The 19,805-nt window shown below is 69.9% G+C and carries 20 protein-coding genes; 18 read left to right on the forward strand and 2 right to left on the reverse strand.

Annotated features, from left to right (window positions below; translation table 11 throughout):
* Positions 1-160: 160 nt before the first annotated feature.
* The 7 genes from pyrR to IEY81_RS00735 all read left to right on the forward strand — a co-directional run bounded on the left by pyrR (position 161) and on the right by IEY81_RS00735 (position 6,541).
* Positions 161-736 carry a bifunctional pyr operon transcriptional regulator/uracil phosphoribosyltransferase PyrR gene (gene pyrR / locus IEY81_RS00705; protein ID WP_189116524.1) on the forward strand — a complete coding sequence of 192 codons (576 nt, stop codon included), beginning with the start codon at positions 161-163 and terminating at the stop codon, positions 734-736.
* A 76-nt stretch (positions 737-812) separates the two neighbouring features.
* The gene (locus IEY81_RS00710; protein WP_189116525.1) at positions 813-1,751 is read left to right on the forward strand and encodes an aspartate carbamoyltransferase catalytic subunit; all 939 of its coding nucleotides are present in this window, start codon (positions 813-815) and stop codon (positions 1,749-1,751) included.
* Positions 1,752-1,805: 54 nt separating this feature from the next.
* The gene (locus IEY81_RS00715) at positions 1,806-3,119 is read left to right on the forward strand and encodes a dihydroorotase (protein WP_189116526.1); all 1,314 of its coding nucleotides are present in this window, start codon (positions 1,806-1,808) and stop codon (positions 3,117-3,119) included.
* Positions 3,116-3,877 carry a methyltransferase domain-containing protein gene (locus IEY81_RS00720; RefSeq protein ID WP_189116527.1) on the forward strand — a complete coding sequence of 254 codons (762 nt, stop codon included), beginning with the start codon at positions 3,116-3,118 and terminating at the stop codon, positions 3,875-3,877. The genes IEY81_RS00715 and IEY81_RS00720 overlap by 4 nt, the downstream gene beginning before the upstream one ends.
* 10 nt (positions 3,878-3,887) lie before the next feature.
* Positions 3,888-4,238: a DUF2200 domain-containing protein gene (locus IEY81_RS00725; protein WP_229787133.1), complete on the forward strand. Its 351-nt coding sequence runs from the start codon at positions 3,888-3,890 to the stop codon at positions 4,236-4,238.
* A 140-nt stretch (positions 4,239-4,378) separates the two neighbouring features.
* Positions 4,379-6,001 (forward strand): ABC-F family ATP-binding cassette domain-containing protein, encoded by a 1,623-nt coding sequence (locus IEY81_RS00730; RefSeq protein ID WP_189116528.1) that lies wholly within the window; start codon positions 4,379-4,381, stop codon positions 5,999-6,001.
* Between the two features lie 111 nt (positions 6,002-6,112).
* Positions 6,113-6,541 carry a hypothetical protein gene (locus IEY81_RS00735; protein ID WP_189116529.1) on the forward strand — a complete coding sequence of 143 codons (429 nt, stop codon included), beginning with the start codon at positions 6,113-6,115 and terminating at the stop codon, positions 6,539-6,541.
* A gap of 9 nt (positions 6,542-6,550) precedes the next feature.
* Here IEY81_RS00735 and IEY81_RS00740 read toward each other — a convergent pair whose 3' ends face one another.
* Positions 6,551-6,742 (reverse strand): type II toxin-antitoxin system VapB family antitoxin, encoded by a 192-nt coding sequence (locus IEY81_RS00740; RefSeq protein WP_189116530.1) that lies wholly within the window; start codon positions 6,740-6,742, stop codon positions 6,551-6,553.
* Positions 6,743-6,825: 83 nt separating this feature from the next.
* Complete coding sequence (locus tag IEY81_RS00745) at positions 6,826-7,413, reverse strand: endonuclease V (RefSeq protein ID WP_189116531.1); 588 nt, start codon at positions 7,411-7,413, stop codon at positions 6,826-6,828.
* Positions 7,414-7,526: 113 nt separating this feature from the next.
* Here IEY81_RS00745 and IEY81_RS00750 point away from each other — a divergent pair, with 113 nt between their 5' ends.
* The 11 genes from IEY81_RS00750 (at position 7,527) to metK (ending at position 19,718) form a co-directional block, all read left to right on the forward strand.
* Positions 7,527-8,528, forward strand: coding sequence for an AIM24 family protein (locus IEY81_RS00750; protein ID WP_189116532.1), 1,002 nt, complete (start codon positions 7,527-7,529; stop codon positions 8,526-8,528).
* Positions 8,529-8,704: 176 nt separating this feature from the next.
* Complete coding sequence (carA, locus tag IEY81_RS00755) at positions 8,705-9,859, forward strand: glutamine-hydrolyzing carbamoyl-phosphate synthase small subunit (protein WP_189116533.1); 1,155 nt, start codon at positions 8,705-8,707, stop codon at positions 9,857-9,859.
* A 3-nt stretch (positions 9,860-9,862) separates the two neighbouring features.
* Positions 9,863-13,198, forward strand: coding sequence for a carbamoyl-phosphate synthase large subunit (gene carB, locus IEY81_RS00760; RefSeq protein WP_189116534.1), 3,336 nt, complete (start codon positions 9,863-9,865; stop codon positions 13,196-13,198).
* The gene (locus IEY81_RS00765) at positions 13,195-14,241 is read left to right on the forward strand and encodes a quinone-dependent dihydroorotate dehydrogenase (protein WP_189116535.1); all 1,047 of its coding nucleotides are present in this window, start codon (positions 13,195-13,197) and stop codon (positions 14,239-14,241) included. Before carB ends, IEY81_RS00765 begins: the two co-directional genes overlap by 4 nt.
* Positions 14,238-15,068, forward strand: a complete 831-nt coding sequence (gene pyrF, locus IEY81_RS00770; protein WP_189116536.1) for an orotidine-5'-phosphate decarboxylase — start codon at positions 14,238-14,240, stop codon at positions 15,066-15,068. Before IEY81_RS00765 ends, pyrF begins: the two co-directional genes overlap by 4 nt.
* A gap of 116 nt (positions 15,069-15,184) precedes the next feature.
* Entirely contained in the window at positions 15,185-15,646 is a 462-nt protein-coding gene (locus IEY81_RS00775) for a hypothetical protein (protein ID WP_189116537.1), read from the forward strand.
* Between the two features lie 185 nt (positions 15,647-15,831).
* On the forward strand, positions 15,832-16,152 hold the full coding sequence (mihF, locus tag IEY81_RS00780; RefSeq protein ID WP_189116538.1) for an integration host factor, actinobacterial type: 321 nt from the start codon (positions 15,832-15,834) through the stop codon (positions 16,150-16,152).
* Complete coding sequence (gene gmk / locus IEY81_RS00785) at positions 16,149-16,760, forward strand: guanylate kinase (RefSeq protein ID WP_229787135.1); 612 nt, start codon at positions 16,149-16,151, stop codon at positions 16,758-16,760. The genes mihF and gmk overlap by 4 nt, the downstream gene beginning before the upstream one ends.
* Positions 16,761-16,789: 29 nt before the next feature.
* Positions 16,790-17,110, forward strand: a complete 321-nt coding sequence (gene rpoZ / locus IEY81_RS00790) for a DNA-directed RNA polymerase subunit omega (protein WP_189116539.1) — start codon at positions 16,790-16,792, stop codon at positions 17,108-17,110.
* Between the two features lie 13 nt (positions 17,111-17,123).
* Positions 17,124-18,389, forward strand: a complete 1,266-nt coding sequence (gene coaBC, locus IEY81_RS00795) for a bifunctional phosphopantothenoylcysteine decarboxylase/phosphopantothenate--cysteine ligase CoaBC (RefSeq protein WP_506330870.1) — start codon at positions 17,124-17,126, stop codon at positions 18,387-18,389.
* Between the two features lie 129 nt (positions 18,390-18,518).
* Positions 18,519-19,718 carry a methionine adenosyltransferase gene (gene metK / locus IEY81_RS00800; RefSeq protein WP_189116541.1) on the forward strand — a complete coding sequence of 400 codons (1,200 nt, stop codon included), beginning with the start codon at positions 18,519-18,521 and terminating at the stop codon, positions 19,716-19,718.
* Positions 19,719-19,805 lie beyond the last annotated feature (87 nt).

Below are 19,805 nucleotides of genomic sequence, written 5' to 3' on the forward strand. Positions count from 1 at the left end.
TGCCGCCTCTCGACAGGCACCCGGCATGCCTTCGCGGCGGCGCCTGGCCATCACGCCCGCCTGGCGACGCTCGCGACGTCGGCGATCGGGCGGATCTGGGCTAGGGTGGGGCCGATCCTTTAACGAGCCGTCCCGTGAGGCGGAGAAGGAGACCACAACCTTGTCTGATGATGCCCTCGAGCCGGCGACCGATGGTCGCGTCGTGCTCGACGCCCGTGACATCTCCCGAGCGCTGACCCGGATCTCCCACGAGATCCTGGAGCGCAACCGTGATGCGGTGGATCTCGTGCTGCTCGGTCTGCACACCCGTGGGGTGCCGCTGGCCCAGCGGATCGCCGCGCGGATCGAGGCGGCCGAGGGTCATCCGGTGGCCCACGGTGCGCTCGACGTGACGATGTACCGCGACGACCTGCGCACCCATCCCACCCGCGCGCCCCACCACACCCAGATCCCGCCGGGCGGCATCGACGGCAAGACCGTCGTGCTCGTCGACGACGTGCTCTTCTCGGGCCGCACCGTCCGCGCCGCGCTCGACGCGCTGGCCGACTACGGCCGCCCCGCCGTCGTGCGTCTGGCCGTGCTCGTCGACCGCGGCCACCGGCAGCTGCCGATCCGGGCCGACCACGTCGGGAAGAACCTCCCCACCGCCCGCTCCGAGCGGGTCGGGCTGCGGCTGGAGGAGACCGACGGCATCGACGAGGTACGCATCGTCGAGCTCGAGGGGGTGCCTGCATGAGCGAGCGTCAGCGAGCGACAATGAAGGTCAGGCCGCCACGTCCGTACTCTTCGACCCCCTCGACGGAGGTGGCGGCATGACGCGTCATCTGCTGTCCATCGACGACGTGAGCGCCGAGGAGATCCAGCGGCTCTTCGCGACCGCTGCCGAGATGCACGACGTCCAGAAGCGGGAGGTCAAGAAGCTGCCCGCGCTGCGCGGACGCACCGTGATCAACCTCTTCTTCGAGGACTCGACCCGCACCCGATCCTCCTTCGAGATCGCCGGCAAGTGGCTCTCGGCCGACGTCATCAACCTGTCCGCGAAGGGCTCCTCGGCCTCCAAGGGCGAGTCGCTGCGCGACACGGTGCTGACCGTGACCGCGATGGGCGTCGACGGCCTGGTGATGCGCCACTCCGCCTCCGGTGCGGCCCACCAGGTCGCGGGCTGGCTCGACATCCCCGTGGTCAACGCCGGCGACGGCATGCACGAGCACCCGACCCAGGCGCTGCTCGACGGCTACACCCTGCAGCGCCAGCTCGGCGGTCCCGGCTCGCTGGAGGGCAAGCGGATCGCGATCGTCGGCGACCTGACCCACTCGCGGGTCTTCCGCTCCAACGTGAAGTCGCTGAGCAAGCTGGGCGCCTCCGTCGTCGCGGTCGCGCCGCCGACACTGATGCCCTCGGGCATCGCCGAGTGGGCCAAGGCCGACGGATTCGCCACCTCCTACACCCTCGACGACGTCCTCCCCGAGGTCGACGCGGTGATGATGCTGCGCGTCCAGCGCGAGCGGATGAGCGGCGGCTACTTCCCGACGTCCCGCGAATACACGGTGGGCTACGGGCTGACCCGCCAGCGGCTCGGCATGCTGCGCGACGGCGTACCGATCCTGCACCCGGGGCCGATGAACCGCGGCCTGGAGATCTCGCCCGAGGCCGCCGACGCCGCGTCCTCCCGGATCCTCGACCAGGTCTCGGCCGGAGTCGCCATCCGGATGTCCGTCCTCTACCACCTGCTCGCCGGCGAGGAGGGCTGAGCGGTGGTCGAGCCCGCCGACACCCGCCGAAGCACGACTGAGATGAGTAACACGATGAGCCTGTTGATCAAGGGTGCCTCCGTCCTCGGCGCCGAGCCGACCGACGTGTACGTCGAGGAGGGCGTGATCCGCGAGATCGGCTCGCTCACCGCGACCGCCGAGGCTGCCGACGAGGTCGTCGACGCCTCCGGGCTGGTCCTCCTCCCGGGCCTCGTCGACCTGCACACCCACCTGCGCCAGCCGGGCCGCGAGGACGCCGAGACGGTCGCCACCGGTGCGGCCGCCGCCGCGGCAGGCGGCTACACCGCCGTGCTCGCGATGGCCAACACCTCCCCGGTCACCGACACCGCCGAGGCCGCCGTCTCCGTCTGGGAACTCGGCCGCGAGGCGGGCCTGGCCGACGTGTTCCCGGTCGGCGCGGTCACCAAGGGGCTGGGCGGCGAGGAGCTCGCCGAGCTCTCCTTGATGAACCGCTCCCGGGCCGGTGTGAAGGTCTTCTCCGACGACGGCCGCTGCGTCTCCGATCCCCGCGTGATGCGGCGCGCGCTGGAGTACGTCAAGTCCTTCGGTGGCGTGATCTCCCAGCACTCCCAGGACCCGTCGCTGGCTCCGTACGGCTCGGCCTGCTGCCACGAGGGTGAGCTCTCCGGCCGCCTCGGCCTGCCGGGCTGGCCGGGGGTCGCCGAGGAGGTCATCGTCGCCCGCGACGTGATGCTCGCCCGCCACACCGGCTCCCGCGTCCACGTCGCCCACGCCTCCACCGCCGGCACCGTCGAGGTGCTGCGCTGGGCGAAGGCGCAGGCCGAGAAGGACGGCAGCTGGGCGGTCACCGCCGAGGTGACGCCCCACCACCTGCTGCTGACCACCGACCTGCTCTCCGGCTACGACCCGACCTTCAAGGTCAATCCGCCGCTGCGTCCCGCCGAGGATGTCGAGGCGCTGCGCGAGGCGCTGGCCGACGGCACCATCGACGCGGTCGCCACCGACCACGCCCCGCACGCGCGCCAGGACAAGGAGCACGCCTTCGTCGACGCCGCCTTCGGGATGCTCGGGCTCGAGGAGTCGCTCTCGGTCGTCTCGACCGTGATGGTCTCCTCGGGGCTGCTCGACTGGGCCGGCGTCGCCCGGGTGATGTCCTCCACCCCGGCCCGCATCGCCGGACTCGAGGGCCACGGCCGCCCGGTCGCCGTCGGCGAGCCGGCCAACCTGACCCTCGTCGACCCGGCCGCGACCTACGTCGTCGACCGCGACCGCTCGCTCTCGCTCTCGCGCAACAACCCGTGGCACGACCGCAAGCTCACCGGTCGCGTCGTCTCCACCTACCTGCGAGGCGAGCAGACCTACGCCGGTCAGGCTGTCGCGCCATGACCGACGTCTTCACCAACAGGCTGGCGCAGTGGCGCGCCTACACCGAGACCCCGTGGGCCCGCATCCGCTACACCGTGGTGGAGGAGATCCTGCGCCGCCAGTGCACCGACCTGGGGGAGAGGCTGCGGATCCTCGACGTCGGTGGCGGCGACGGGATGGACGCGCTGCCGCTGGCGCGCGCGGGCCACGAGGTCACCATCCTCGACCCGTCCGAGGCCTGGCTGGCCGAGGCGAAGCGCCGGGCTGCGGAGGCCGGCGTTCCGCTGAGCACCATCGTCGGCGGCGTCGAGGAGCTGCCGCCCGGCGAGTGGGATCTGGTGCTGTGCCACTTCGTGCTGCAGTACCGCCCCGCTGACGCCGGAGACGTACGCCGTCTGGCGGCTGCCGTGCGACCCGGCGGTCGGCTCTCGGTGATGGTGCCCAACCCGGCGAGCATGGTGCTGCGCCAGCTGGTCACCGGCGGCCCCGAGGGCGCACTCGGCGAGCTGCGTGCCGACACCAAGCGTACGGTGACGTTCGATCACAACGTACGCAAGATCCCGATGGCCGACCTCGAGGCGGACCTCGAAGCCGCCGGGCTGCGGCTCACCGGCCGCTTCGGCACCCGGATCGCCAACGACCTGCTCACCGACGACGCTGCCAAGCACGACCCCGCCTACTTCAACCATCTCCTCGAGCTCGAGCGCGAGCTGTGCGACCAGGAGCCGTTCGTGCGCGTCGGCGGGATGTACCAGCTCGTCGCCGAACGCCCGGGCTAGGCTCGGAGGCGTGGATAACCTCGAGCGCGTCTACAAGATGCCCTTCGGCTCCGTCTACCCCCACTACGTGACGAAGGTGGAGCGGAAAGGACGCACCGTCGCGGAGCTGCACCAGGTGATCACCTGGCTGACCGGCTTCGACGACGACGCGATCGCCAAGCACGTCGAGGCGGGCACGAGCTTCGAGGAGTTCTTCGCGGCTGCCGACCTCAACCCGGGCGCTTCGCTGATCACCGGGGTCGTCTGCGGCGTACGCGTCCAGGAGATCGAGGACCCGGTCATGCGTCAGGTGCGCTATCTCGACAAGCTCGTCGACGAGCTCGCCAAGGGCAAGGCGATGGAGAAGATCCTGCGGAGCTGAGCGTTGTTCGAATAACCGGTGGACGACGTTCTGGCTCGCCGCGTACGCTCTTCTCATCATGAAGAACCTGCGCTGACCTCCGACCCGCGCCCGAGGCACATCGCCCGGCGGGTCGTCCTCGAACCCGAAGGCCAGCGCGCATGTCCACCACTCTCTCCGCCGGACCCGTCGTCGTCCGCGACCTCTCCGTCTCCTTCCGCAGCGGCTCCGTCCTCGCCGGGATCGACCTCACGGTCTCCCCGGGCGAGCGGATCGCGCTCGTGGGGGAGAACGGCGCCGGCAAGTCCACACTCCTCCGCGCTGTCGCTCGCCGGCTTCCGGCCACCGCGCAGTGCACAGGCACGGTCGAGACGCCCGACGACCTGGTCTGGCTCCCGCAGGAGCCGCCGTTCCGCGACGAGGCCAGCATCGAGGACGTCCTCGCCACCACGCTGAGGCCGCTGCGTGAAGCCGTCGCGACCGTCGAGAAGCTCGCCGACGGCCTCGACGACCCCGAGGTCGCCGAGACGTACGCGAACGCCCTCGACTTCGCGGTCGCCCACGACGCCTGGGACGCCGACCGGCGCGCCATCCTGGCCGCCGAGCAGCTCGGGCTGAGCGGGCTCGACCGCGAGCGGGCCATCAGCACCCTCTCGGGCGGGCAGCGCACCCGGTTGGCGCTGGCGACCGCGATCACCCGCAGGCCCGACGCGCTGCTGCTCGACGAGCCGACCAACCACCTCGACGACGAGGCGGTCACGGTCCTGGCGGAGTTCCTGCGGGAGCTTCCAGGCGTCGTCCTGATGGCCTCCCACGACCGCGTCTTCCTCGACGAGGTCGCCACCGGCCTCTTCGACCTGGACCCGACCGCCTTCGGCACCGACGGCGCCGGCGGCCGCCTCTTCGGCGGAGGTTGGAGCGCCTATGAGGAGGCGCGCAAGGCGGCCCGCGAGCGCTGGGAGCAGACGTACGCCGAGCAGCAGGACGAGCTCAAGCGGCTGCGTGCCGCGACCAGGATCGGCAACGACGCCATCGCCCACAACCGTGGTCCGACCGACAACGACAAGTTCATCTACAAGTTCAAGGGCAGCAACGTCGAGCGCACCGTCGCGCGCCGGAAGAAGGACGCCACCCGCCGGCTGGAGGAGGCCGAGGAGACACAGGTGCAGAAGCCGCCGTCGCCGCTGCGGTTCAAGGCTGCGCTCTCCGCCGCCGGTGCGAGCGGTCGGATGGTGGTGGTCCGCGACCTCGTCGTCGAGCACCGGCTCCGGCTGCCGGTCCTCGACATCACCGCGGGCGAGCACCTGCTGGTCACCGGTCCCAACGGCAGCGGCAAGTCGACGCTGCTCGGCACGATCTCCGGGCGGATCCGGCCGACCTCCGGCGACGTCCAGGTCAGCGCACGGCAGGTCGCGGAGCTCACCCAGGACCCGCAGTTCGGCGACTTGCGCCGCAAGGTCACCGACGTCTACCGGGAGTCGGTGGGGGAGTCGCTCGCCGACCGCGTGCCGCTGCGCGACCTCGGCCTGGTCCACCCACGCGACCTCGGCCGCCCGGTCGGTGCGCTCAGCGTCGGTCAGCGCCGGCGGCTCGACCTGGCGGTCGCGATCGCGACCGGGCCGGACCTGCTCCTTCTCGACGAGCCGACCAACCACATCTCGCTCGCGCTCGCGGGGGAGCTCGAGGAGGCGATCGGGGTCACCCCCGGCACCATCGTCGTCGCCTCCCACGACCGGTGGTTGCGGCGCCGCTGGACGGGCCCGGAGCACCGGCTGGAGCCCTGAGAGGGTCGCAGAGCGGGCCGCTTACGGGCGAAACCCTGTGGATGAGCAGAGTTCTCCACAGGCGGCGAGCTCGTCGTTGCCCGCGCCTTCGGCCCATGGTGCGGTGGACCCATGACCGACAAGAATCCCTACGCTCCAGTCCTCCGCACCCAGACCGACGTCGAGGCCGCCTGGCGACATCTGATCCATCCGCTCGGCTGGCCCGAGCCGCGGCTGTGGTTCATGTTCGTCGGTGCCGACGGCGTCCCGTTCCCGCAGCTGTGCCAGATCGAGGAGCTGCCCGCCGAGATCGGCGCCGACGGCGCCACCAGCGTCGCAGCCACGATGGGCGGGCTGATCTCGGAGCTCGGCTTCGAACGGGTGGAGTTCCTGCTCTGCCGTCCCGGAGGCGGCCCACCCAGCTCCACCGACCGGCAGAACGCCGAGACGCTCTACGCAGCCTGTCGGGCCGCCACCGTGCCGCTCGGCGTCATCCATCTCGCCACCGACAAGGAGTTCTGGCCGATCCCGCTCGACGCGGTCAGTCCGGCCAACGTCTAGAAAGGGTGTCTAGAACTCGAGGGTGTCCTTGGTGTCCCCGAGGTCTCGCTCGACGATGCTGTCGAACGCCGCAGCGGCCGCCTCACGCTCGACGAGGTCACGCAGCGCGTGGTCGATCGCAGCCTGGTTGGTCGTCGTCCCGGCGATCTTCCTCGCCTCGGCCAACAGCTCCTCATCGATGCTGATCGACGTCTCGGTCATTGCGTACCCCCGCACAGACATCCGGATGAAACATCGAAACGCTAGCGGTGCGAACCATGCAATGCAATGACCTGCGACAACCGTCACAACGTGTCGCAATCACCCGTTTGCCGCCTCGGACCGGGGTGTCGGCGGTCACCTCTAGGGTGCGTCGACATGAGCCCTGAGGATGCCGATCGAGCGAGCCGGTCGACGATCCGCAACGCGTCGGGGAGGCGGGCGGATCCGGACATGCCGCGAACCAGATCAGCGGCCTCGGCTCGCGGGATGCCGACGGCGGTGACGTACAGCGGCCTCTTCGAGGCTCCGCGGAGAACGGGCTCCGCATGCGTGGCTGCGTGGAACCGGGTCTTCGCGACGCCGATCACGACCGGCGCGAGATCGGCGTCCCAGACATGTCGGCCGAGCCCGGGCGTTCCGTGAGGGTCGAGATCGACGTATCCGTCGACGACGAGCACATCGAGCGGATCGACGTCGGCGAGGAGCGCCGCGAGCGCGGGCAGCTCACGTTCGTAGAACCTGCCCGGGACGTAGTCGGCGACCTCGTCGAGCCAGACCGAGTGTTGCTCGGTGATTGTGCTGAAGTCGGCATCCCGGCTCACCACGAGTGTGGCGTTCCCGCCGCCGGAGGGTGGGTAGTGGGCGTCGGCCGCCGCGAACCTGGTCGCCACGATCACAGAATAGAGGTGGCCGTGCGGAACACGGATGAGCCGCGCATCAGGTACGTGTCAGGATGGTCCGGGAGCCGACCGACATGGGTCGGCCGGAGCTTTCAAGGGATGAGATGACGGACGCAGCGTGGTACCCGGACCCGACCGGACAGGCCGAGCTTCGCTACTACGACGGGAGCCAGTGGACCGAGCACGTCTCCACCGGCGGACAGCAGTCGACGGCGCCCCTGACGCCGCCTCAGGCGACCGTGGAGCAGGAGGCGCCGACGCAGGTCGGCTCGGCTCAGCCGGCGCAGGCCGCCCAGACGGGCCAGGCGGGCCAGACGGGCCAGGCGCAGGCCGGGCAGAGTGCGTACGGCGAGAGCGCCCAGGCGCAGGCGGCGCAGTATGCCCAGCAGGCCCATGCTCAGGTGCAGGCCCAGCCGGCCGGTGACGCGTTCGCCGGGATCTCCGGTGACCTGATCGACGGCCGCTTCTCCGAGATCGAGGGCCATGGTGCGGTCCTGCAGAACAAGAAGCTCCTGCGCGTACGCATCGGCGAGCCGTTCCAGGCTCGCCAGGGCTCGATGGTCGCCTACCAGGGCAACGTCCAATTCAAGTACCAGGGCGGCGGCGTCGGGAAGTTCCTCAAGAAGGCCGTCACCGGTGAGGGCCTGAGCCTGATGGGCGTCGAGGGGCAGGGTGACGTCTTCCTGGCCGACGCGGCCAAGGACGTCCACATCCTGCAGCTGAACAACTCCGGCATCTCGATCAACGGTGACCACGTGCTCGCCTTCTCGGGCGGCCTGCAGTGGAACATCGAGCGGGTCCAGGGCGCAGGCATCATGACCGGCGGCCTCTTCAACACGACCCTGCGTGGCACCGGCTGGGTCGCGGTGACGACCGACGGTGAGCCGGTGGTCCTCAACGCCGCCGAGGCGCCTACCTTCACCGACACCAACGCGGTGGTGGGCTGGTCGCTGGGGCTGCAGACCAGCCTGCAGAAGTCGTTCACCGCCGGTGCGCTGATCGGCCGAGGCAGCGGCGAAGCCTTCCAGGTCGCCTTCCAGGGCGCGGGCTTCGTCATCGTGCAGCCGTCCGAGGGTGCGGTCGTGCCGCCCCACTCGCACAACTGACACACCCACATACGACGCACGAACAACACCAACGTGGCGTCGGTCACGGGCCAGGCGTGGAGATGACCAGCCCGTGACCGGCGACTGCGGACGGGGCGCTTCTCGCTGATACTGTCGCCATCAGTTGACCGACATCCTTTAAGCACCGTCCCGTGAGGCGGAGAAGGAGGTACGGCGTGCCGCTGCATGCCCACAAAGAAGCACTCCTCGTACTCGAGGATGGTCGCTCGTTCCGGGGGGAGTCGTTCGGCGCCGAGGGTGAGACCTTCGGCGAGGCGGTCTTCTCCACCGGCATGACCGGCTACCAGGAGACGCTCACCGACCCGAGCTACCACCAGCAGGTGGTCATCATGACCGCGCCCCACGTCGGCAACACCGGCGTGAACGACGACGACCCGGAGTCGAAGAAGATCTGGGTGGCCGGGTACGTCGTGCGCGACCCCGCCCGTGTCTCCTCGAGCTGGCGCGCCGAGCGCAGCCTCGACGACGAGCTGCGTGCGCAGTCCGTGGTCGGCATCAGCGGGATCGACACCCGCGCCCTGACCCGCCACCTGCGCGAGCGCGGCGCGATGCGCGTCGGGATCTCCACGGTCGAGACCGACCCCGAGGTCCTGCTGAAGAAGGTGCTCGCCTCCGCCGAGATGAGCGGCGCCAACCTCTCCGACGCGGTCAGCACCCAGGAGACGTACGTCGTCCCCGCGGTCTCGACCGGCTCGACCACCGAGGGCCCGCGGTTCCGCGTCGCGGCCCTCGACCTGGGCATCAAGGAGATGACGCCGCAGCGGATGGCCGAGCGCGGCGTCGAGGTGCACGTGCTCCCGGCGACCGCGACGCTCGAGGACGTGCTCGCCGTCAACCCCGACGGCCTCTTCTACTCCAACGGCCCCGGTGACCCGGCCGCGACCACCGCCCAGGTGGAGCTGCTCCGGTCGGCGCTGGCCGAGGGCATCCCCTACTTCGGCATCTGCTTCGGCAACCAGCTCTTCGGCCGGGCGCTCGGCTTCGGGACGTACAAGCTCAAGTACGGCCACCGCGGGATCAACCAGCCGGTCATGGACCTCACCACCCGCAAGGTCGAGGTGACCGCCCACAACCACGGCTTCGCCGTCGACGCACCGGTCGGCGAGGAGACGAAGACCGAGTTCGGCATCGCGACCGTCTCCCACGTCAACCTCAACGACGACTGCGTCGAGGGTCTCGAGCTCAAGGACGCCGAGACCGGGAAGCTCAAGGGCTTCTCCGTCCAGTACCACCCGGAGGCAGCGGCCGGCCCGCACGATGCCGCCTACCTCTTCGACCGGTTCATCTCTCTGATGGCGAAGGAGGTCTGAGCGATGCCCAAGCGCGAAGACATCAAGTCCGTGCTCGTGATCGGCTCCGGCCCGATCGTCATCGGCCAGGCCTGTGAGTTCGACTACTCCGGCACCCAGGCCTGTCGCGTGCTGCGCGAGGAGGGGATCCGGGTCGTCCTGGTCAACTCCAACCCCGCCACGATCATGACCGACCCGGAGTTCGCCGACGCGACCTATGTCGAGCCGATCACCCCGGAGTTCGTCGAGAAGGTCATCGCCAAGGAGCGCCCCGACGCGCTGCTGGCGACCCTCGGCGGCCAGACCGCGCTCAACTGCGCGGTGGCGCTCGACGAGCGCGGCATCCTGGAGAAGTACGACGTCGAGCTCATCGGCGCGAGCATCGACGCCATCCAGCGCGGTGAGAACCGCGAGGAGTTCAAGAAGATCGTCGCCGAGCTCGGCGGCGAGAGCGCCAAGTCGGTCATCTGCCACAGCATGGACGACCTGCTCGCCGGTGCCGAGGAGCTCGGCTACCCGGTCGTCATCCGGCCGAGCTTCACCATGGGCGGCTCCGGCTCCGGCTTCGCGTTCGACGAGGAGGACCTGCGCCGCCTGGGCGGTGCCGGCCTCGCGGCCAGCCCGACCACCGAGGTGCTCCTGGAGGAGTCGATCCTCGGCTGGAAGGAGTACGAGCTCGAGGTCATGCGCGACCGCAAGGACAACTCGGTCATCGTCTGCTCCATCGAGAACCTCGACCCGATGGGCGTGCACACCGGCGACTCGATCACGGTCGCCCCGGCGATGACGCTGACCGACCGGGAGTACCAGAAGCTCCGTGACCTGGCGATCGGCATCATCCGAGCCGTGGGCGTGGACACCGGCGGCTGCAACATCCAGTACGCGGTCAACCCGGTCGATGGCCGGATCATCGTCATCGAGATGAACCCCCGTGTCTCCCGCTCGAGCGCCCTGGCCTCCAAGGCGACCGGCTACCCGATCGCCAAGATCGCCGCCAAGGTCGCGATCGGCTACACCCTCGACGAGATCGAGAACGACATCACCGCCGGGCCCAACGGCTCGACCGCGGCATCGTTCGAGCCGACCCTCGACTATGTCGTGGTGAAGGTCCCGCGCTTCGCCTTCGAGAAGTTCCCGGGCGCCGACACCACCCTGACCACCCACATGAAGAGCGTCGGCGAGGCGATGGCGATCGGCCGCAACTTCACCGAGGCGCTGCAGAAGGCGCTGCGCAGCCTGGAGAAGCCCGAGGCCGTCTTCGACTGGACCCAGGAGGTCGTCGAGCTCGACAAGCCGGCGCTCCTGGAGGAGATCAAGCTCCCCACCGACGGTCGCCTCAAGCGGGTCATGGACACGATCCGCGCCGGTGCGACGCCGGAGGAGATCTTCGAGTCGACCAAGATCGACCCCTGGTTCATCGACCAGCTCTACCTGATCAACGAGATCGCGCAGGAGATCATCGCCGCGCCCGAGCTCACCGCCGACGTGCTCCGCTACGCCAAGCGCCACGGCTTCTCCGACTACCAGCTCGGCAAGATGCGCGGCATGACCGCCGACGTCGTCCGCGGCGTGCGGCACGCCCTCGGGATCCGCCCGGTCTACAAGACCGTCGACACCTGCGCGGCGGAGTTCGCGGCACGTACGCCCTACCACTACTCCTCCTACGACGAGGAGACCGAGGTGGCCCCCCGGGAGAAGGAGGCGGTCATCATCCTCGGCTCCGGCCCCAACCGGATCGGCCAGGGGATCGAGTTCGACTACTCCTGCGTGCACGCCTCCCTCGCGCTGAGCGAGGCCGGCTACGAGACCGTGATGGTCAACTGCAACCCGGAGACGGTCTCGACCGACTACGACACCTCCGACCGGCTCTACTTCGAGCCGCTCACCCTCGAGGACGTGCTCGAGATCGTCCACGCCGAGCAGGCGGCCGGCCCGGTCGTCGGCGTCATCTGCCAGCTCGGCGGCCAGACCCCGCTCGGTCTCGCGCAGGCGCTCAAGGACAACGGCGTGCCGATCGTCGGCACCAGCCCCGAGGCGATCCACCTCGCCGAGGAGCGCGGCGCCTTCGGCCGCGTCCTCCACGAGGCCGGCCTGGTGGCGCCGAAGCACGGCATGGCCACCACCTTCAACGAGGCCCGCGAGATCGCCGCCGAGATCGGCTACCCGGTCCTGGTGCGCCCCTCCTACGTCCTCGGCGGCCGCGGCATGCAGATCGTCTACGACGACGAGGCGCTGCGGTCCTACATCGAGGCGGCTACCGAGGTCACCCCCGACAAGCCGGTGATGGTCGACAAGTTCGTCGACGACGCGGTCGAGATCGACGTCGACGCCCTCTACGACGGCAACGAGCTCTTCCTCGGCGGCGTCATGGAGCACATCGAGGAGGCCGGGATCCACTCCGGCGACTCCTCCTGCGCGCTGCCGCCGATCACTCTCGGTGCCGCCGAGGTGGAGCGGATCCGCAAGGCCACCCTGGCGATCGCGGTCGGCGTCGGCGTACGCGGCCTGCTCAACATCCAGTACGCGCTCGGCTCCGACGTGCTCTATGTCATCGAGGCCAACCCGCGCGCCTCCCGCACCGTCCCGTTCGTCTCCAAGGCGACGGCGACCCCGCTGGCCAAGGCCGCGGCCCGGGTGATGCTCGGCGAGTCGATCGAGGAGCTGCGCACGGCCGGAGTGCTCCCGGCGACCGGCGACGGGGGAGCGCTGCCCCCGCACCAGCCGATCGCGGTCAAGGAAGCGGTCATGCCGTTCAACCGGTTCCGCACGCCCGAGGGCAAGCAGGTCGACACCGTGCTCGGCCCGGAGATGAAGTCGACCGGCGAGGTGATGGGGCTCGACTCCGACTTCGGCCGCGCCTTCGCCAAGAGCCAGTCGGGTGCGTTCGGCCCGCTGCCGACCCGTGGCCGCATCTTCGTCTCGATGGCCAACCGCGACAAGCGCACCATGATCTTCCCGATCAAGGTGCTCGCCGACCACGGCTTCGAGATCTTCGCGACCGAGGGCACTGCCGAGGTGCTGCGCCGCAACGGCGTCGCCACCCGGCAGATGCGCAAGCACTCCGAGGGCGTGGGTCCCGACGGCGAGAAGACGACCGTCCAGCGGATCCTCGCCGGTGAGGTCGACCTGGTCATCAACACGCCCAACGGCACCTCCAACGCCAAGTCGGCCCGCATGGACGGCTACGAGATCCGCACCGCAGCGGTGATGGCCAACATCGCCTGCATCACCACGGTCCAGGGTCTCGGCGCCGCGGTGCAGGGCATCGAGGCGCTGCGACGCGGCGACATCGACGTGCGCAGCCTGCAGGAGTGGCGCGACCTGGTCGGCCACCACGACGGCGGGGTGTCCGCCAAGTGAAGGCCTACCGGACGCTGTTCGACAAGGTCCTGACCCGGACGGACCCGGAGCGTGCCCACCAGCAGGCCTTCGCCGCGATCCGGGCCGCCGGTCCGGCGTTGGCCAAGGCGCGTACGCCGGGTTCCCCCGTGCACGCGATGGGGCTGACCTTTCCCAACGTGATCGGTCTGGCCGCGGGCTTCGACAAGAACGCGGTCGGGATCGACGCGCTCGGCGGCCTCGGGTTCGGCCACGTGGAGATCGGCACGGTCACCGGTGAGGGCCAGCCGGGCAACCCGGCCCCGCGCCTGTTCCGGTTGCCGGCCGACCGTGCGGTCATCAACCGGATGGGCTTCAACAACGACGGCGCCGAGGCGGTCGCCGCACGCTTGGCCAGCCGGCTTGAGCGGCGCGGCGGCGCGGTCCCGGACGGCCCGGTCCTCGGCATCAACATCGGCAAGACCAAGGTGGTGCCCGAGGACGACCAGGCCGCCGTCGAGGCCGACTACGCCAAGTCGGCACGCCTGCTGGCCCCTTACGCCGACTACCTGGTCGTCAACGTCTCCTCGCCCAACACGCCCGGTCTGCGCACGTTGCAGTCGGTGGAGAAGCTGCAGCCGCTGCTGGAGCACGTCCGCTCGATCGCCGACCAGGTCACCAAGCACCGGGTCCCGCTGCTGGTCAAGATCGCGCCCGACCTCGCCGACTCCGACGTCGTCGAGGTCGCCGACCTGGCGATGGCGATCGGTCTGGACGGGATCATCGCGACCAACACCACGATCGGTCGCGAGGGCCTCGCCTCTTCGCCGAAGGAGATCACCGCGGCCGGTGCCGGCGGTCTCTCCGGCGCCCCGCTCAAGACGCGCGCGCTCGACGTCCTGCGGCTGCTGCGCAGCCGGGTGAGCCCTGAGACGACCCTGGTGGGCGTCGGCGGCATCTCCACCGTCGAGGACGCCCGCGAGCGGCTCGCCGCCGGTGCCGACCTGCTCCAGGGTTACACCGGGTTCATCTACGAGGGCCCGCTCTACGCTCGCCGCATCGCCAGCGGGGTGGGGGCCCGATGACCGCCTTCGGCGCCCGCTACGCCGCCGCCCTCGCCGAGCGCGGCCGGCTCTGTGCCGGGATCGACCCGCACGCCTCGCTGCTCCACGACTGGGGCCTCGACGACGACCTCGCCGGCCTGGAGAGGTTCGCCCTGACCGCGGTCGAGGGCCTGGCGCCCCACGTCCCGGTCGTGAAGCCGCAGAGCGCCTTCTACGAGCGGTTCGGCTCCCGCGGCGTCGCCGTGCTCGAGCGGGTCATCGCCGAGTCGAAGGCTGCCGGAGCGCTGGTGCTGCTCGACATCAAGCGCGGCGACATCGGCTCCACCAGCCAGGCCTACGCCGACGCCTACCTCGACCCGGCCAGCCCGCTGGGCTCCGACGCGGTGACGGTGAGCCCCTACCTCGGCTTCGGCTCGCTGACGCCGTTCGTCGCGACCGCCGAGAAGCACGACGCCGGGCTCTTCGTGCTCGCCCTCACCTCCAACAAGGAGGGCCCCGAGGTGCAGCACGCCACGGTCGAGGACGGCCGCAGCGTCGGCCAGGTCATGCTCGACCACCTGCGCCGGCTCAACGACGGCGAGTCGCCGCTGGGCTCCTTCGGCGCCGTCGTGGGCGCGACGATCGGCGGGGCGGACGGTGCTGGTGTGGCGTACGACTTCGGGTTCAACGGGCCCATCCTGGCGCCGGGCTTCGGCGAGCAGGGCGGCACCCCGGCCGACCTCGCCCGCATCTTCGGCCCCGCCAACGCCAACGTCGTCGCCAGCACCAGCCGCGGTCTGCTGCGCAAGGGCCCCGACGTGGCCGCGCTGCGGGACGAGGCGCGGCGGCTGCGGGACGTGCTCGGCTGAGCGTGTGGGATACCCGGTCGACCGGGAAAACTTGGACTTGACGGGCACTGAAACACCCGTCAGGTCCAGGGATACCCGGTCGACCGGGTATCCCTGGGCGCTGGCACACTGACCAGATGACCAGTCTCCGGGTGGCCCAGCTCCTCGTCGCACCACTCCTCGCCGCGAGCCTGACCGCATGCCTGACGGCCTGCGGTGGCGACCCGATCGACGACTACTGCACGTCGCTGAAGGACCACCAGCAGGAGCTGACGGACACGCTGGGGGAGGGCGGCCCGAGCGGGCTGATCGCCGCGCTGCCGATCTTCAAGGACCTCGAGCGCAACGCGCCCGACGACATCGAGAAGGACTGGACGCGGCTCACCACCGTCGTCGGCGATCTCGACGCCGCCCTGGAGAAGGCCGGCGTCAGTGCCGACGACTTCGAGAACGGCAAGCCGCCCGAGGGTGTCAGCCAGGCCGAGGCGAAGCGGATCGCCGACGCCGCCACGGCTGTGAGCAGCAAGAAGACCCAGCAGGCGTCCGTACGCGTCCAGCAGCAGGCCCGCGACGTCTGCCACACCTCGCTGACCCTGTGAAGCCGTGGACGCCGGAACAGGTCACCCCCGCGCAATCTCTTAGGCGACCCCGATTGCCGCCCCGGCAACGTAATGGCTAGATTGGCGCGAGCGCTTACTTCCAGCGCCCAGCCGGGGGGCACGATCCCGATACCGCGCGACCCGGTTGGCCTGTTGACTACATCTGATCGTGAAAGGGAGTCTTCGTGGCTCTGCCTCCGGACATCACCCCTGAACAGCGCGCTGCCGCGCTGGCGAAAGCCGCGGCCTCGCGCCAGGAGCGGGCTGCTGTCAAGAACAAGGTCCGCACTGGCGGCATGTCCGTCCTCGAGGTCATCGAGGAGGGCAAGCGGAACGAGGTCGTCGGAAAGATGAAGGTCATCGACCTGCTGACCTCCCACCCCGGCCTCGGTGAGGTGCGGGCAACCCAGATGATGGAGCGTCTCGGCATCGCGATGAGCCGCCGTGTGCAGGGCCTCGGCCCCAAGCAGGTGGCCGCGCTGGTCGAGGAGTTCGCTCGCCGATGAGTCTGATGACGGACGAGAAGACCACCGCCGGACCCGAAGGCCACGAGAAGAGACTGGTCGTGCTGGCCGGTCCGACCGCGGTCGGCAAGGGCACCGTCGCCGCGGCGGTCCGCAACGACCACCCCGAGGTCTTCTTGTCCGTCTCGGCGACGACCCGGAAGCCTCGCCCCGGCGAGGTCGACGGGGTGCACTACCTCTTCGTCTCCGACGAGGAGTTCGACGCCATGATCGCCGGAGGCGAGCTGCTGGAGTGGGCCACGGTCCACAACATGGCTCGCTACGGCACCCCGCGCGGACCGGTCGAGAAGGCCCTGGCCGAGGGCCGGCCCGCGATGCTGGAGATCGACCTGCAGGGCGCTCGGCTCGTACGCGAGACCATGCCCGAGGCGATCTTCGTCTTCCTCGCTCCGCCCAGCTGGGAGGAGCTCGTACGCCGCCTGGTCGGTCGAGGCACCGAGACCGAGGCCGAGCGGGAGCGCCGCCTGGAGACCGCGAGGGTCGAGCTGGCGGCCGAGGAGGAGTTCGACGTGACCATCGTGAACCACGAAGTTCATCAGGCAGCCGATGAGTTGGTAACCTTGATGACGCTCGGGCTCCCGAGCAAGTAAATCCAACCAAGCCGACAAGTGAGGCTCACGTGGCTGCCCCTCAGATCGACGCCCAGGGCGTGACCAACCCCTCGATCGACGACCTGCTGACGAAGACCGACAGCAAGTACAAGCTGGTTCTCTACAGCGCGCAGCGGGCTCGCCAGATCAACGCCTACTACTCGCAGCTCGGCGAAGGCCTGCTGGAGTACGTCGGCCCCCTCGTGGACACCCACGTTCAGGAGAAGCCCCTCTCGATCGCGCTGCGCGAGATCAACGAGGACCTGCTGACCTGCGAGGACATCGACCCGGCCGAGCTGGCCGCCCAGGCTGCTGCTCAGGCCGCCGAGGCGCCTGCCGCCGACGCCTGATCTAGGCACTTCGCTGTCCACCAACAGCACCACACCGGCCGCCGCTCACGACGAGCGGCGGCCGAACGTGGTCTTAGGGGTCGCCGGCGGCATCGCCGCCTACAAGGCGGCCGAGCTGCTGCGCCGGTTCACCGAGTCCGGCCATGACGTGACCGTGGTCCCCACGGCCTCTGCCCTCGAGTTCGTCGGCGCCCCCACCTGGGCGGCGCTGTCGGGCAAGGAGATCGCCACCGGCGTCTTCGAGAACATCACCGAGGTCCCGCACGTTCGCATCGGACAGCAGGCCGACCTCGTCGTGGTCGCGCCTGCGACCGCCAACACGCTCGCCCGCGCCGCCCACGGCCTCGCCGACGACCTGCTGAGCAACGTACTCCTCACCGCGCGCTGCCCGGTCGTCTTCGCCCCGGCGATGCACACCGAGATGTGGGAGCACCCGGCCACGCAGGCCAACGTCGCCACCCTGCGCGAGCGCGGCAACATCGTCATCGAGCCCGCCGAGGGCCGGCTGACCGGCAAGGACACCGGCAAGGGCCGGCTGCCCGAGCCGGCCGAGATCTTCGAGCTCTCCCGGGCGGTGCTCGCCCACGGTGCCGACGCCGACCTGGCCGGCCGCCACGTGGTCGTCTCGGCCGGTGGCACCCGCGAATACCTGGACCCGGTCCGCTACCTCGGCAACCGCTCCTCGGGCCTGCAGGGCTACGCCATCGCGCGTGCTGCGGCCGCCCGTGGCGCTGAGGTGACCCTGGTCGCCGCCAACGTGACCCTGCCCGACCCGGCCGGCATGAAGGTCGTACGCGTCGGATCGACCTCCGAGCTCCGCGACGCGGTGGTCTCGGCGGCCGCCGGTGCGGACGCGGTGGTGATGGCCGCAGCACCCGCGGACTTCCGCCCGACCGGCGTGAGCGAGGCCAAGATCAAGAAGGCCGCCGACGGGTCGGCGCCGACGATCGAGCTGATGCAGAACCCCGACATCCTGGCCGAGATCTCCCACAACCGGACCAAGCCCGGTCAGGTCGTGGTGGGCTTCGCGGCCGAGACCGGGGACGAGACCGGGTCGGTGCTCGACCTGGCCGCGGCCAAGCTGAAGCGGAAGGGTTGCGACCTGCTCGTCGTCAACGACGTCAGCGGCGGAGCGGTCTTCGGCAGCGAGGTCAACAAGGCAGTCATCCTGGGCGCCGACGGAGGCCACGTCGACGTACAGGAGGGGGCGAAGTCCGCCCTCGCAGAGGTGATCTGGGACCAGATCGCGCTGCGGCTGGATGAACATCGCGCAAACTGACGACACGCCACGCGCCACGATGAGGACTCGCCCTGCAGTCCTGGGGTTCGGGGTCTATGTTTGTCGACCAGAACGATTGACGACTGTCTTCTAGAACAACCCACATGAACCTGTGAAACGGAGCAACACGTGACCGGACGTCTCTTCACGTCGGAGTCGGTGACCGAGGGGCACCCGGACAAGATCGCCGACCAGATCAGCGACACCGTGCTCGACTACCTGCTCGAGCACGACCCCAAGAGCCGGGTGGCTGTCGAGACCCTGCTCACCACCGGCCTGGTCGTGGTCGCCGGCGAGGTGACCACCGACGCCTACGCGCCGGTCGCCCAGCTCGTGCGCCAGAAGATCCTCGATATCGGCTACGACTCCTCCCTCAAGGGCTTCGACGGCCACTCCTGCGGGGTCCAGGTCGCCATCGGTGCCCAGAGCCAGGACATCGCGCAGGGTGTCGACACCGCCGAGGAGCATCGGCTCAACACCTCGATCGACGAGCTCGACCTGCAGGGCGCCGGCGACCAGGGCCTGATGTTCGGCTACGCCTGCGACGACACGCCCGAGCTCTTCCCGCTGCCCATCAAGATGGCGCAGACCCTCGCCGAGAAGCTGACCGCGGTCCGCAAGGACGGCACCCTCGACTACCTGCGACCCGACGGCAAGACGCAGGTCACCATCGAGTACGACGACGAGAACAAGGCGGTCCGCGTCGACACCGTCGTCCTCTCCACGCAGCACTCGGAGGAGACGACCCAGGAGCAGCTCCACGCCGACATCAAGAAGTACGTCATCGAGCCGGTGCTCGAGCAGTTCAAGTCCTCGGTGCCCTTCGACGGCTACAAGCTCCACATCAACCCGACCGGTCGCTTCGTCGTCGGTGGCCCGATGGGTGACGCCGGCCTGACCGGCCGCAAGATCATCGTCGACACCTACGGCGGCATGGCCCGCCACGGCGGCGGCGCCTTCTCCGGCAAGGACCCGTCGAAGGTCGACCGCTCGGCTGCGTACGCCATGCGCTGGGTGGCCAAGAACATCGTCGCCGCGGGCCTCGCCCGTCGCGCCGAGGTCCAGGTCGCCTACGCCATCGGCAAGGCCCAGCCCGTCGGTGTCTTCGTGGAGACCTTCGGCACCCACACCGTGCCCGAGGCCAACATCCAGAAGGCGGTCCTGGAGGTCTTCGACCTGCGCCCGGCCGCGATCCTGCGTGACCTCGACCTGCTCCGCCCGATCTACGCCAAGACCGCCGCCTACGGTCACTTCGGTCGCGAGCTCCCCGAGTTCACCTGGGAGCGCACCGACCGCGCCGACGCGCTCAAGGCCGCCGCGGGCGCTTGATCCGGCGCCCCAGGGATACCCGGTCGACCGGGTATCCCTGGACTTGACAGGCACTGAAACACCCGTCAAGTCCACAAAGTGCCCGTC

The organism is Nocardioides luteus (genome assembly GCF_014648595.1).
Classification (GTDB): domain Bacteria; phylum Actinomycetota; class Actinomycetes; order Propionibacteriales; family Nocardioidaceae; genus Nocardioides; species Nocardioides luteus.

Excerpts from the sequence above, each read along its gene's own strand:
- IEY81_RS00710 (WP_189116525.1), top strand. The coding sequence starts at position 813 with ATGACGCGTCATCTGCTGTCCATCGACGACGTGAGCGCCGAGGAGATC.
- IEY81_RS00715 (WP_189116526.1), top strand. The coding sequence starts at position 1,806 with ATGAGCCTGTTGATCAAGGGTGCCTCCGTCCTCGGCGCCGAGCCGACC.
- IEY81_RS00720 (WP_189116527.1), top strand. The coding sequence starts at position 3,116 with ATGACCGACGTCTTCACCAACAGGCTGGCGCAGTGGCGCGCCTACACC.
- IEY81_RS00730 (WP_189116528.1), top strand. The coding sequence starts at position 4,379 with ATGTCCACCACTCTCTCCGCCGGACCCGTCGTCGTCCGCGACCTCTCC.
- IEY81_RS00735 (WP_189116529.1), top strand. The coding sequence starts at position 6,113 with ATGACCGACAAGAATCCCTACGCTCCAGTCCTCCGCACCCAGACCGAC.
- IEY81_RS00740 (WP_189116530.1), bottom strand. The coding sequence starts at position 6,742 with ATGACCGAGACGTCGATCAGCATCGATGAGGAGCTGTTGGCCGAGGCG.
- IEY81_RS00750 (WP_189116532.1), top strand. The coding sequence starts at position 7,527 with ATGACGGACGCAGCGTGGTACCCGGACCCGACCGGACAGGCCGAGCTT.
- carB (WP_189116534.1), top strand. The coding sequence starts at position 9,863 with ATGCCCAAGCGCGAAGACATCAAGTCCGTGCTCGTGATCGGCTCCGGC.
- pyrF (WP_189116536.1), top strand. The coding sequence starts at position 14,238 with ATGACCGCCTTCGGCGCCCGCTACGCCGCCGCCCTCGCCGAGCGCGGC.
- IEY81_RS00775 (WP_189116537.1), top strand. The coding sequence starts at position 15,185 with ATGACCAGTCTCCGGGTGGCCCAGCTCCTCGTCGCACCACTCCTCGCC.
- gmk (WP_229787135.1), top strand. The coding sequence starts at position 16,149 with ATGAGTCTGATGACGGACGAGAAGACCACCGCCGGACCCGAAGGCCAC.